This is a genomic window from Trinickia sp. (genome assembly GCF_051961175.1).
Lineage (GTDB): Bacteria > Pseudomonadota > Gammaproteobacteria > Burkholderiales > Burkholderiaceae > Trinickia.
In genome coordinates, this window is the sequence record NZ_JBQCDN010000216.1 from 1 (window position 1) to 13,587 (window position 13,587).

A 13,587-nucleotide genomic window follows, 5' to 3' on the forward strand; every position below is an offset into this window, starting at 1 on the left:
CGAGTGCTTCGAGGCGAGCGGCGCGAAGGCGACCACGACTGGCGGAGGACCGTTTGCCGTTCGAGGAAACCAGCAAACGTTTTGTTAGAATGGGCCGGAGTATAACACCCAGACACGAGCCTATGAAACCTTCCAGCGGCCGCATGCACCGTGGCGCGGCCCTCCTCGCCGCTTCCGTTTTGAGCCTTGCGCTCGCGGCTCTCACGAGCACGGCAGCGTCGGCGCAAACCTCGCAGGCGGTGGCCGACGATACGCCGCAAATCGACGCATCGATCGCCTCGCAAAATTGGAGCGCCGCGCTGGCCGAACTCGATGCGCGCATCGCTTCGCACCCGCACGACGCACAGGCCAAGTTCAAGCGCGGCACGGTCCTCGCCCGCCTGAACCGGGACGACGACGCCATCCGTCAGTTTCAGGAACTGACGCAGCTGTACCCCGAGCTGCCCGAACCGTATAACAATCTCGCCGCACTTTACGCGAAGCACGGGCGCTACGAAGACGCGCGTAAGGCACTTGAAACCGCGGTGCAAGCGAACCCGAGCTACGGGCTCGGCTACGAAAACCTCGGCGACTTGTACCTCCACCTGGCCGAGGAATCGTACCGGCGCGCACAGAGTCTCGGCCAGGCAAGCGCCGTGGCGGCGCAGCGCATGGCTGCGATCGGGAAGATCGTGTCGCCCGCGCAGTCGAAGGCCGCCGCCAGCGCTGGCGCGCACCATGGGCCCGCCAACATTCCGGTGCCGGAAATAAACTCGCCGGGCGTCGAATTCGGCGGCTCCAACGGCCCATTTCCCACCCAGCCTTACCTCGCGCCGTCGCGCTAGCGCGGCGTTCGCTCCGATCTCTTCCACGTTGAGGACACCCATGAAAAGCTTTTGGTTGGCGCTCGGCAGCGCCGCTCTCATTGCGAACGCGCCCGCCTTCGCTCAGACAAGTTCCGCTACGCATCCGCAAGTGCTGCTGAAAACGTCGGACGGCGATATCAAGGTCGAGCTCTACCCGGAACAAGCACCGAAGACGGTGGCAAACTTCCTCGATTACGTGAAATCCGGCCAATACAGCGGCACGATCTTTCATCGCGTGATCAAAGGCTTCATGATCCAGGGTGGCGGCTACACGGCCAGCTTCGCGGAAAAGCCGACGCGCGCCCCGATCCCGCTCGAGAGCCGTAATGGCCTGAAGAACACCACGGGCACGATCGCCATGGCGCGCACGGGCGATCCGAACTCGGCCACCGCGCAATTCTTCATCAATACGGTGGATAACGCGGGGCTCGACTATCCGAATCCGGACGGCAACGGCTACGCGGTATTCGGCAAGGTCGTCTCGGGCATGGACGTTGTGAAGAAAATCGAGGCAACCCCCACCACGACGCGCGGCCCGATGTCGGATGTGCCGCAGCAGCCGATCGTGATCCAATCGGCAACGGTCGTGTCGAAGTAATGAACTCCCCCGCCGGCGCGGCCTGCGCCGGCTCGGCTTTTTAGAAAGGAAAGCATCATGGTCGAACTGCACACGAATCACGGCGTCATCAAACTCGAACTCGACGCCGAGAAGGCTCCGAAAACGGTTGAGAACTTCCTCAACTACGTGAAAAAAGGCCACTACGACAACACCGTGTTCCACCGCGTCATCGACGGCTTCATGATCCAGGGCGGCGGCTTCGAACCCGGCATGAAGCAAAAGCCGACGGACGAGCCGATCGACAACGAAGCGAACAACGGTCTGAAGAACGTCAAGGGTTCGGTCGCGATGGCGCGCACGAACGATCCGCACTCGGCTACGGCGCAATTCTTCATCAACGTCAACGACAACGACTTCCTCAATCACACGTCGCCCACGCCGCAAGGCTGGGGCTATGCCGTGTTCGGCAAGGTGGTCGATGGGCTCGACATCGTCGAGAAGATCAAGAAGGTGAGGACGGGCTCGAAGGGCTTCCATCAGGACGTACCGCTCGACGATGTCATCATCGAGAAAGCGGTCGTGGTCGATTGAACACGAGTGTCATCCGAGATGCCGGCATCTCGGCGCGGCAAGACGCGGGGCCTCGCAATGTCGAGGCCAGCGTGCCGCACGAGCATGGCCACGCGCAGCCGCATGCGCCGCGGCCGCTCTTGCTCATCTCCGATCTGCACCTGAGCACGTCGATTCCGCGCACGGTCGACGCGTTCGAGCATTTCATCCGAGTCACGGCCGATAGCGCGGATTCGGTTTTTATCCTCGGCGATCTGTTCGAGTATTGGATCGGCGACGACATGCTCCGAGCCGATCCTTTCGCGGCACGCATCGCCGCCCTCTTGCACACCCTGTCCGAGCGCGGTATCGCCTTGTACGTGATGCACGGCAATCGCGATTTTCTGCTCGGCAAACGCTTTATGCAGGCAGCGGGGGCGATCTGGCTGCCCGATCCCTTCGTGATGACCGCGTTCGGCGCGCGCATCGTGCTCGCTCACGGCGACGCGCTGTGCACGGCCGATCGGAAATACCAGACCTTCCGACGGCTTGCGCGGTGGCGGGCGGCGCAGCTCCTGTTTCTCGCATGGCCGTTCAAATGGCGCCATGCACTGGCCGAGCGCATGCGCGCTTCGAGCGAAGAAGGCCGCACACGGCCGCCCTCGCCGCTTTATGACGTGACGCACCAAGGCGTCGAGGCCCTCTTCCGTTCGAGCCGTACGACAACGATGATCCACGGGCACACGCATAAACCGGCGCGCCATCAGGAAACGAGTGGCACGCGCTGGGTGCTGCCGGATTGGGATCTCGACCACGGTAGGCGCCGCGGCGGCTATCTGCGCATCGACGCCGAGGGCATTCACGCCCTGCCGCTCGACTGACGCGGTCGGCTTGATGGCCGATCGCCGCCGCGCGGCGTGTTGCGCGTGCTGGCCATTCGATCTGCTGACTTCTAACTTCAGGCTGGCGCGGGTCGCCGCCGTGCGCCACCGCGGATCAGAACACGATCAGCGTCCGCTCTCACGGATCTCGGCATCGATATGCACCACCGTGCTTTGAATCGCGGCCGAAAGACGCTGCAGATCGATGCTCGCCGTATCAACGCCGTGCAATGCTTCGAGCCGTGCCCCGAGCCGCTCCAGCACGGCGACGATTTCGTCGACACGCTGCTTTTCGGCGGCCGCATGATCGATGAGCCCATGCAGCGCGAGCGATACCGGATCTTCCGCATTCGGCGTGATGCCGTACGCGCAAAACGCCACGTGCTCGGGCGAACGCTTGCGCTCCGCCGGTTCGACGATGCGTGCCGGATTGCCGACCGCCGTGCCGCCGGCCGGCACCGGTTTGACCACAACGGCATTCGAGCCGATTTTCGCGTTTTCGCCGATCGTAAATCCGCCCAGGACCTTCGCTCCCGCGCCGACGATGACACCGCGTTCGAGCGTCGGGTGGCGCTTGGCGCCGCGCGTGAGCAGCGTGCCACCGAGCGTCACGCCCTGGTAGATCGTGCAGTCGTCGCCCACTTCGGCCGTTTCGCCTACGACGACGCCCATGCCATGATCGATGAACACGCGCCGCCCGATCGTCGCGCCCGGATGAATTTCGATGCCGGTGAGGAACCGCGCGATCTGCGAAATGAAACGCGCCAGCCAACGCCATTGGCCGCGCCAGCATGCATGTGCGAGCCGGTGTAAAACAAGCGCGTGCAATCCGGGGTAACAGGTGAGCACTTCCCAAGCACTGCGCGCGGCGGGATCCCGCTGACGAATGGTGGCAATGTCTTCGCGAAGTCTCTTGAACATGGTTGGTCTCGCTCAATGAGGGCGATTATCGGCACGCGGGGGCAGTCATGGCTGCCTGGCGGACGCATCGATATCAGTCCGTGCGATTTGCTTATCACGGATCGTTCGATTGTAGGGGCATCGTACAGAACGCGCAGGCGGAACGCGGATCGTCCCTTTGGAAGTGAGGGACATTAGCGGCTGTAGCCGCCGAATTGCCGCCCTTTTACGCCGGGATCTCGTCCAATGGCGATCTACGACGAAGACGAGTCCTCACCGGCATGCGCCTTGAGCAGGATGTGCTTCGCGATACCTCGGACGATGTTGACTTCCTCGCGCTCCAGACCGGCCCGAGCGAAGAGCCGGCGCAATCGGGACATCAACTTCTTCGGATTGGCCGGATCAAGAAACTCAAGCGCAATCAAGGCGTTCTCGAGGTGGATATACATCCGTTCGATATCGTCGCTCGGCGCCCGCGCGGCGCCCGATGGCTCGTCGGGCTCGGACAGCGTCGCGGCGCCTGTGTCCGCGAGATAGGCCATGCGCAGCTCGTACGCGAGCACTTGCACGGCCTGCGCCAGATTGAGCGAGCTGTAGGCCGGATTGGCCGGAATGTGCGCGAGCGCACTGCAGCGCTCGACATGCTCGTTCGAGAGGCCGGTTCGCTCGTTGCCGAAGACAAATGCGATATCGCCGCCGGTGGCGTGCGAGCGCGCCTCGCTCGCAGCCTCGCGCGGCGCTAATTGCGGCGGGCCGTATTCGCGCATGCGCGCCGTCAGGGCGACCGACCACGTCACGCCGGCAAGGGCATCGGCGATCGTCGGCACGATGCGAGCCGCAGCCAGCACATCCTCCGCGCCGCTGGCCATGGCGATCGCCTCCGGATCCGTCTGGACATGCACCAGCCGCGGCGCAACGAGCACGAGCCGCGAAAAACCCATGGTTTTGAGCGCGCGGGCGGCGGCGCCCACGTTACCGGGGTGGCTGGGCTCGACGAGGACGAACCGGGTCGAGGTGAAGCCACCGTGGGGACCCGACGCGGAGGTATGAACGGTGGCGGACGGCGAATGCGGTGCGGAAGGATTCAAGATGACAAGAGACAAGAGCAGCGGATGAACGAAAAGAGGCCAAAGCGTGGGGATGCCTGCGTGCCGATATGGTATCGCGCTCCCCGCCTTCATGCGAACCGGACGAGCAAGCCGGGCAGGCCGCGAGCGCCCGGCGACGGTTCGCGTTGCATGCCCGCGGCAACGTTCGAGCCGGGCACCGCCGGACTCAGGTAAAATCACGCAATTCGTGTCTTGCGCGCAGGCTGCCCGCACGCAGGCACACTGCTCTTCTTCAATTCGCTTTCGTCGACGGAATGCCCACCCATTCCGGGCGGTTTGGCCCATTCGCCGCAGCGCTCGTACCGCCGTGGCACAAGGAACCCGTTTTATGCACCCGATGCTCAATATTGCCGTCAAGGCTGCCCGCCGTGCCGGACAAATCATCAACCGCGCCTCGCTCGATCTGGATCTGCTCCAGGTCAGCAAGAAGCAGCACAACGATTTCGTCACGGAAGTCGACAAAGCGGCCGAAGCGGCCATCATCGATACACTCAAAACGGCCTATCCCGACCACGCCATCCTGGCGGAAGAGTCGGGCCGCTCCGAGAACGAATCCGATTACGTCTGGATCATCGATCCGCTCGACGGCACCACCAATTTCATCCACGGCCTGCCTTACTACGGCGTGTCGATCGCACTGGCGCACCGGGGCATCGTGACGCAAGCCGTCGTGTACGACCCGACCCGCAACGATCTTTTCACGGCTTCGCGCGGCCGCGGCGCGTATCTGAACGACCGCCGTATCCGCGTTGGCCGACGTGACCGCCTGGCCGACGGGCTGATCGGCACCGGCTTCCCGTTCCGCGAAGACGACCGCGTCGATGCCTACTGCCGCCTGTTCGCCGACATGACGCGTTCGTGCGCGGGCTTGCGTCGCCCGGGTGCAGCCGCGCTCGACCTTGCCAACGTGGCGGCGGGCCGGCTCGACGGCTTCTTCGAGCAAGGGCTCAGCCCGTGGGATATGGCGGCGGGCAGCTTGCTGATTACGGAAGCGGGCGGGCTCGTCGGCAATTACACGGGCGATTCCGAATTCCTGAACCTTGGCGAAATCGTCGCCGGCAATCCCAAGATCTACGCGCAGATGGTGCCGATCTTGAGCGCGCATACTCGCGTGTCGAAGGGCGACTGACGAGCGGCCCCAGGCTGCCGCCTTCCCGGCGCGACAAAACGGTATGACAAAGGCGGCTTCGGCCGCCTTTTGCCTTCTGGAAGCAGCAAGCAGGTCTCTTTCTCCTGTTTCCGAGCGTCCGTATCGCTCGGCTCGCCGGATAAAAAAAGGCTTCTACACGATCATTGCCGCGCAGTTCGTTTCGTCGCTGGCCCGATGATCGAAGCGTGAGGTGCGCGCTCACCTTCGGTTGCGCGCGACCTTCCCTTTCGAGTCCTCGATGTCGGAGCCGCTATCGGTATCGTAGTCGGTCGTCACCCTGCCTTCGCGCGTTTTCGTCACGTACGTACCGATCGACTTCTCGATATTGCGCTCGATGATCCGGCGCGTATCGGTGAGCGCCTGGGCGGACTGGGACATCCAGAACGGCCCGCGCCGCTCATTCTCGTCGAGCTCGAGCTCGTCGGCGCAGGTCCCGCAGGGCCGCATCGTGCCAGCCAGTAGGCGTCGGTCCAGCAACTCGCGGAACGTTGTTCGCACGTAGTGCAGGATGCGGCGCTCGGCATGCAGCCTGACCTGCGATCCATGCTCGTTGAAACTGTCGCGCGGCACATGAAATCGTCCCGCCGCGATTGCCGCCCGCACCTGCTCTTGCAACGCGTCGCCGCTTCCTGCAACGGAATTGCCTTCGCGCGCGAGCGATCGGCGCAGCTTGCCCGCATGCCGCGCTTCGCGTGCACCCAATGGAGCCCCTGCGTGTTCGGCTAGTGCCTGCGCCCCGCCTTCGGCGAAAAACTTCTCCAGGGCAGCGTTCGCCTCATTGGTGTTCGATGCCACGACGATCTGCTGGCTGGCGGCATGGAAATAACATTGAATCTCGCGCGCATCGGCAAACCGGGCTTTGAGGACCGTCGACAGCCAGCGCAGCATCTGACGCGGACGCTCCATGGCGTATGAGCGCGGCAGGCTAACCAAGTCTGCGTTGTTGGCGTAGATCTTTTCGAGGCGGTTCTTCGCCTTTGGCCCCGGGTCGCCCGTGCTGGGCCTGACAATAAAAACCTTGGCCGGGATCGTGCCGCGGGCCGGAAGCTCGAAGCGGGCCATCTCACGCGGCGCGGCGGCGACGGGCGCCTTCCCGAGTGCCACCGAGCGTAGCCGCGCAAGCTCCTCGTCGAGGCCCGGCACAAGATGGTTGCCCAGGCGCGATAGCGTGTCGTACACCTCGTCGCGCCCGCGCAGCGCGCCACCCACATCCATCACGGCCGTCACCGCTTCGGGAAGCAGGCCAGCCTGTTCAGCCGCGTTGCGTGGCGTGAGCGTAGCGTCGCTTCGCATGGCTTTTATCGCGTCGATGAAACGCGGCATGTCATCACGAAGGGTGTTCAATAACCGCTCCGCATCGACAAACGGGAGCGGCAGGGCGCGGGCCTGCTCATCGTGTCCGTGCGCGCTGAGCGCCGCGGCCAGTGCTTCGCGATGCTGCGGATAATCCGGCATCATCCGCACGAGATCGGGCGCGCGCAGGGTGGCATCCTCCGGCGAGACATACTTGCGGACCAATGAAGATTGAAGGCCCAGCGCCCCGGCGATCTTCCCGGACGAACCGGCGCCGTCCGTCTTGATCTTTTGCAGGATGTCCACGAGCAACGCGGTGGTCATCTTATGCGTGGCACCATCGCCGGGGACATGCAGGCTATCGGCCACCTCCTGATGCCCATGGCGTGCGAACAGCGCTTGCAGCTCGACGCGCACCTGTTCGAATCCCTGCAGCCGCTCGAACGCGTCGAGCGGCTTGGCGGGTGAGCCGTCTGGATTCAGCCAGGCGCCCAGCGTTCTGCGCTCGATCTGGAGCGTCCCGGCCACGGCCGACAGCACTCCCGGTGTGCGGCCGCGACCGGCAAGGCCCTCGCCCTGCTTCGCGAGCATCAGTTGCAGCGCTTCCTTCAGGAGAGGCGCAGTCACTTGGGCGCGTTGTTTCGCGGCGGGCGGCGGCAAGTCCTCCGTCGTCAGGCGCATCGCTTTCGCGAGCTTGTCGATCGCGTCGCGATGCTGCTCATAGCCTTGCATGTTCGCGAGCGCGCGTTGCAGTTCGCCGGATTGCCAACGCTTGGCGTTGATCCATCTGCCGACGGTGCCGTCCGGTACGGAAACGGCGCGCGCGATGACCGATGTCGAGCCGCCGCGGGACCGTTCGAGCAACATGTCATAGACCATCCCGGCGGTCGTATTCTGCCGCGAGCCCTTGGGGGGTCTGGCAAGCGACTGGGCGCTCTGGCCGGCGCCGCGCGCAGACGCATTCGCGGCTTCGCCGGGCGGTTCACGCTTGGCCGTCTTTGCGCCTGGGGCTGTGACTGGGGCTGGGGCTGTGCCGGCCGGACGCAACCGCTTGGCCGCTGGCACCGGGGTGGCCTCAGCCGACGAGCCCAACGCCCGTTTTCCCTTCGCGTCCCGACCGGGCTGAGGTGCCTCCGTCGCCGATGCGCTGCGGCGCACGTTCAACTGCGCGAGCGCACCGCTGCGTGCCGGGGCGACGCTGGCGGCTTCGGACAAAGCGGCATCGGCCGCCGCCGTTTTCCCGCGCGGCGCGGGGGCGTCAGCCGCGGGGGCATTGTCCGAGGTTCCTGATCCGATACGCATGACGAGTGACCGATAAGCACCGTTGGAGAAAAATACTCAGTGCAAGCGACTGTGCACTTTCCGTCATGCTCATCGGATTGCGGGAGGCAGTAGCGTGTGTCGCGCGAATTTCGTGGGCTTAAAGCGAAACAACGTAAGCGCCCCCCTCGCAGTCGACGGCCCTCGCGCGACCGGACGCCCGCCCCGGGCCGTCCACCCTCTCCTATGCGCCAGTTTTCGGGCGCCAGACCCAAACACAGGTTCTGAATCCCCGAATCCCCTAAAATACGGGGCTTGCTCTGGACTTCGCTTCAGTGACCGGTGCCTCCGTTAGACTGCGCGGCGCTGATCACGCGCAAGGCGAGATAGGCCGTTCGAACGAGTACCCCCAACGGCAGCCGAGAAGTAGAGTAAGCCGGACTCCGCCGCCCCTCGCCAACTCGCCGCACTGTCTTGCGCGAAGCGCCGAGGATCGAAAGCGAAAGTCCGCACCCGAACACGTTTTTTCCACTGGCACGAATGAAAACCGAAACCAGCGTCGATGCTCCGGCAGATCAAACGCTCGCCAAGCACACGCCTTACATGCAGCAGTACCTGCGCATCAAAGCCGATCACCCCGGCACGCTGCTCTTCTTCCGCATGGGCGATTTCTACGAGCTCTTCTTCGACGACGCCGAAAAAGCCGCGCGCCTGCTCGATTTGACGCTCACGCAGCGCGGCGCATCGGGCGGCAATCCGATCAAGATGGCAGGCGTGCCGTATCACGCCGTCGAACAATACCTCGCCAAGCTCGTGAAGTTCGGCGAATCCGCCGCCATCTGCGAACAGATCGGCGATCCGGCCACGTCCAAAGGCCCCGTCGAACGCAAAGTCGTGCGCATCGTCACGCCGGGCACGCTGACCGACGCCGCCCTGCTCTCCGATAAAAGCGACGCCTATCTGCTCGCCGCCTGTCCCGCTCACAACAAGCGTGGCGTGATCACCGGCATCGGCCTCGCTTGGCTCAATCTCGCCAGCGGCGCATTGCGGCTTGCCGAAGTCGCCCCGAACGAAGCAGGCGCGGCGCTGGAGCGGATCCGTCCGGCTGAAGTGCTCGTCGCCGACGGCGCAGCCGACATCATGCCGAGCACGGCCTCCGGCACGCTCACGCGCGTGCCGGCCTGGCACTTCGATGTGACATCCGGCGTGCAGCGGCTATGCGATCAGTTAAACGTGGCAAGCCTCGATGGCTTCGGCGCCGAAGGACTCACCAGCGCGTGCGGCGCGGCTGGCGCTGTCCTGCTTTATGCGGCGGCGACCCAAGGTCAGCAGTTGCGTCATATCCGCAGCCTCAAAGTCGAAACCGAATCGGAATACATCGGCCTCGATCCGGCCACGCGCCGCAACCTGGAACTGACCGAAACACTGCGCGGCGGCGAATCGCCCACCCTGTGTTCGCTGCTCGACACCTGTTGCTCCACGATGGGCAGCCGCCTGCTGCGCCATTGGCTTCATCATCCGCCGCGCGCCGCTATCGTCGCGCAATCGCGGCAACAAGCGATCGGTGCGCTGCTCGATGCGCCGCACGGTACGAGCCTCGATATGCTGCGCGGCGCGCTGCGCAAAATCGCGGACGTCGAGCGCATCACAGGCCGCCTCGCACTGCTCTCGGCTCGTCCTCGCGATCTATCGAGCCTGCGCGATACGTTTGCCACACTGCCGGCGTTGCGCGAACTCGTCACGGCCATGGCGGCCGGCACGCCGGCGCTCGAACGCATCGGCACCGCGCTCGAACCGCCGGCCGGTTGCGTCGATCTGCTCACGCGCGCCGTCGCGGAAGAGCCCGCGGCCATGGTGCGCGACGGCGGTGTCATCGCTCGCGGCTACGATAGCGAGCTCGACGAATTGCGCGATATCTCCGAGAACTGCGGTCAGTTTCTGATCGAGCTCGAAGCCCGCGAACGCGCCCGCACGAACATCAACAATCTGCGTGTCGAGTACAACAAAGTCCACGGTTTTTATATCGAAGTCACGCGCGGCCAAACGGATAAAGTCCCCGACGACTACCGCCGCCGGCAAACGCTGAAGAACGCCGAGCGTTACATCACGCCCGAACTCAAGGCGTTCGAGGACAAAGCGCTATCGGCCCAGGAGCGGGCCCTCGCACGGGAACGCGCGCTTTACGATGCGCTCTTGCAGACATTGCTGCCGTTCATCGAAGACTGTCAGCGCGTCGCGGCCGCCCTCGCCGAACTCGACTTGCTCGCCGCTTTCGCGGAACGCGCGCAAGCCTTGCGCTGGGTCGCACCCGAATTTTCCGAAGACGGCGGCATCGACATCGAACAAGGGCGCCACCCCGTCGTCGAGGCGCAGGTCGAACAGTTCGTCGCCAATGATTGCCGCCTGAGCACCGAGCGCAAATTGCTGTTGATCACCGGCCCGAACATGGGCGGTAAATCGACCTTCATGCGGCAGACGGCACTGATCGCGCTGATGGCGTACGTCGGCAGCTACGTTCCCGCGCAGCGGGCGCGCTTCGGCCCGATCGATCGCATCTTCACCCGCATCGGTGCAGCCGACGATCTCGCGGGCGGCCGGTCGACGTTCATGGTCGAGATGACCGAGGCCGCCGCGATTCTCAATGACGCTACCGAGCAGAGTCTCGTGCTGATGGACGAAATCGGACGCGGCACCTCGACCTTCGACGGCCTCGCACTCGCCTGGGCCATCGCGCGCCATCTACTCTCGGCCAACGGCTGCTACACGCTGTTCGCGACGCACTATTTTGAGCTTACGCAACTACCCGCCGAATTCGCCCAAGCCGCCAACGTGCACTTGTCCGCCGTTGAACATGGCCACGGCATCGTTTTCCTGCACGCTGTCAGCGAAGGGCCGGCGAGCCAAAGCTACGGCCTGCAGGTGGCGCAGCTGGCAGGCGTGCCGTCAGCCGTGATTCGCGCGGCGCGCAAACATCTCGCGCATCTCGAGCAGCAATCGGTGGCACAGGCCACGCCGCAGCTCGATTTGTTCGCGGCGCCCGTGTACGCGGAAGACGCGCCCGACGAATCCGGCGATCGATACGGTGAACCCGTTGCCCATACGCCGCATCCCGCACTCGAGCGGTTGAAGGGCATCGACCCGAACGAGCTTCGTCCGCGCGACGCGCTGGATCTGCTCTACGAATTGCACGAACTGGCGCGCGCGGGCGACGCGCCCGGTAGCCGGGAGTACGAGCGGTGACGGTACGCCGGCGGGCTCGTCCGCATCGTACGATTGCAGCGCTCGCGCTATCGCTCGCGTGGCTGCCGTGCGTCATGGCATCTTTACCCGCGAAGGCCGCTGAGCCGCGCTACGCCTTTGCCGTCATCTCCGGCGTCATGAAGAGCGCGGCCGACGAGCCAGCCGCGCAACGTCTGATCAATGCGATCGGGCTCGATCAACGCCTCTCGTTCGTCGTCTATGACGGCAACCTGAAAGGCGCACACGAACGCTGCGCGGATGCACTTTACGATCAGCGTCAGCAATTGCTGCAAGCGTCGGCCGTCCCGCTCGTCGCGATTCCCGGTCAGCACGATTGGGCCGATTGCGGGAGTGCCGCCGGCGGCAACTATGATGCTGCCGAGCGGCTCGATTTTCTGCGACAGACATTGTTTTCGGATACGCGCTCACTGGGCCGGCCGGCCTTGACATTGACACGTGAGAGCGACGTGGCGAGGTTTCGCGCGTTTCGGGAAAACGTTCGCTGGGTAGCCGAGGATACGGTTTTTGTCGGCCTGAACGTCGTAGGAGGAAACAACCACTATTCCGATGCGGGAGGCCGCAACGGCGAATTCGACGACCGCGCGATCGCCTCGGCGTTCTGGCTCGAACATGCGGCCGAATACGCCAAGCGTCGTCGCGCAAAAGCGCTCGTGGTATTCATCGAAGCCGATCCCAACTTTTCACGCTACGAAGAACATACCGATCGCTTTCCCTGGCTGCGCTTCGCACGACATCGGCAGCCCGACGGCTACCTCGAATTCAAACGAAGCCTGGTGAATGCAGCGCAAACGTTTCGCGGGCCCGTCATCTTGATTCATCATGACGCGCATCCAACGGCCGCCGGTTTCATCATCGACCAGCCGCTTTATAACGACAAAGGGGCCCGTGTCGACAATTTGACGCGCATCGGAATCGCGCCGCGCGACCCGGCGACGCAATGGGTTGTGTTCGACGTGAACTATGGGCGGCCGGTGCCCTTTCGGGTGAGCGTGCGGAGCGTTTCTAAAGCGCTGCCGTTGCCCGCGCTGCCCGCTTCACCGGCAGCCCCAACGCAAGCGCCCTCTTCGGGCACCAACGCCCCGGGGCCGGGGACAGGAATCGAGCCGTTGCCGGGCATCCAGTATGTGATGCCGGCGCCACCCTCACCGGCGGGTTCTGCACCCGCCGTCGCGCCGCCTGCCTCGACACCATCGCTGCCGGCTTCCGAACCGCCGCTGCTGCCCGACACATTCGGTGCGGGGCCCACTCAGCCCGCTTCCGCCACACCCGCATCCCCCGCGAGTGCGCCGCCGGTGCCCGGCGGTACGCTGCCGCCGGCCGAGCCGAACTCAGTGCAGGGTGGGGGCTCCTGAGCCGTCCTCTTCGTCGTCATCGTCTTCATCGACCACTTCGATGCCTTCGGCACCATGCACGTGCGCGTGCTCGATTTCATCGGCGGTCGCCTCACGCACTTCCTTGACCGTCAGCGCAAACCGCAAGGCCATACCGGCCAGCGGATGATTGCCGTCGAGCACGACTTTGTCTTCCGCCAGATCGGTGACCGTGTAGATCAGCGAATCCATTTCGTCGTCGCCGTCCTCCGGCGTGCCTTCGAACTGCATGCCGACTTCCAGTGGCTCGGGGAAGCGGTTGCGCGGCTCGATCTTCACGAGCTCGGGATCGTATTCGCCGAATGCGTCCTGAGGCTCGAGTTGGATCTGCGTCTGGAAGCCCGGCTCGTGCCCATCGAGCTCTTCCTCGATTTTAGGGAACGTGCCATCATAGCCGCCGTGCAGATAGA

General features: G+C 64.4%; 11 protein-coding genes. 7 read left to right on the plus strand and 4 right to left on the minus strand.

All coding sequences use genetic code 11. From position 1 onward, the window contains the following. The first annotated feature begins 122 nt into the window (after positions 1-122). Genes ACTHL0_RS12800 through ACTHL0_RS12815 form a run of 4 tightly spaced genes read left to right on the plus strand, consistent with a single transcriptional unit; the run spans position 123 to position 2,834 of the window. Entirely contained in the window at positions 123-824 is a 702-nt protein-coding gene (locus ACTHL0_RS12800; RefSeq protein ID WP_440567120.1) for a tetratricopeptide repeat protein, read from the plus strand. A gap of 40 nt (positions 825-864) precedes the next feature. Then, the gene (locus tag ACTHL0_RS12805; RefSeq protein ID WP_440567121.1) at positions 865-1,443 is read left to right on the plus strand and encodes a peptidylprolyl isomerase; all 579 of its coding nucleotides are present in this window, start codon (positions 865-867) and stop codon (positions 1,441-1,443) included. Positions 1,444-1,500: 57 nt separating this feature from the next. Next, a complete protein-coding gene (locus ACTHL0_RS12810) occupies positions 1,501-1,995 on the plus strand; it encodes a peptidylprolyl isomerase (protein WP_440567122.1) in 495 nt (164 codons plus the stop codon). Positions 1,996-2,021: 26 nt separating this feature from the next. Then, on the plus strand, positions 2,022-2,834 hold the full coding sequence (locus ACTHL0_RS12815; RefSeq protein ID WP_440567129.1) for a UDP-2,3-diacylglucosamine diphosphatase: 813 nt from the start codon (positions 2,022-2,024) through the stop codon (positions 2,832-2,834). Between the two features lie 126 nt (positions 2,835-2,960). Here ACTHL0_RS12815 and cysE read toward each other — a convergent pair whose 3' ends face one another. Next, complete coding sequence (cysE, locus tag ACTHL0_RS12820; protein ID WP_440567123.1) at positions 2,961-3,755, minus strand: serine O-acetyltransferase; 795 nt, start codon at positions 3,753-3,755, stop codon at positions 2,961-2,963. 233 nt (positions 3,756-3,988) lie between these two features. Next, positions 3,989-4,825 carry an RNA methyltransferase gene (locus tag ACTHL0_RS12825; RefSeq protein WP_440567130.1) on the minus strand — a complete coding sequence of 279 codons (837 nt, stop codon included), beginning with the start codon at positions 4,823-4,825 and terminating at the stop codon, positions 3,989-3,991. Positions 4,826-5,171: 346 nt separating this feature from the next. Here ACTHL0_RS12825 and ACTHL0_RS12830 point away from each other — a divergent pair, with 346 nt between their 5' ends. Then, positions 5,172-5,972, plus strand: a complete 801-nt coding sequence (locus tag ACTHL0_RS12830; RefSeq protein WP_440567124.1) for an inositol monophosphatase family protein — start codon at positions 5,172-5,174, stop codon at positions 5,970-5,972. A 219-nt stretch (positions 5,973-6,191) separates the two neighbouring features. Here the strand turns inward: ACTHL0_RS12830 and ACTHL0_RS12835 are convergent, their stop codons facing one another. Next, positions 6,192-8,501 carry a hypothetical protein gene (locus tag ACTHL0_RS12835; protein ID WP_440567125.1) on the minus strand — a complete coding sequence of 770 codons (2,310 nt, stop codon included), beginning with the start codon at positions 8,499-8,501 and terminating at the stop codon, positions 6,192-6,194. 585 nt (positions 8,502-9,086) lie between these two features. Between ACTHL0_RS12835 and mutS the strand changes: the two genes are divergently transcribed. Next, a complete protein-coding gene (gene mutS / locus ACTHL0_RS12840; RefSeq protein WP_440567126.1) occupies positions 9,087-11,786 on the plus strand; it encodes a DNA mismatch repair protein MutS in 2,700 nt (899 codons plus the stop codon). Positions 11,787-11,860: 74 nt separating this feature from the next. Further along, the gene (locus tag ACTHL0_RS12845) at positions 11,861-13,159 is read left to right on the plus strand and encodes a hypothetical protein (RefSeq protein WP_440567127.1); all 1,299 of its coding nucleotides are present in this window, start codon (positions 11,861-11,863) and stop codon (positions 13,157-13,159) included. On the opposite strand, the gene ACTHL0_RS12850 is transcribed toward ACTHL0_RS12845, so the two are convergent. Continuing rightward, positions 13,136-13,587, minus strand: a 452-nt coding sequence (locus ACTHL0_RS12850) for an FKBP-type peptidyl-prolyl cis-trans isomerase (protein WP_440567128.1), incomplete at its 5' end; no start/stop codon positions are given. The two genes, ACTHL0_RS12845 and ACTHL0_RS12850, sit on opposite strands and share 24 nt — an antisense overlap.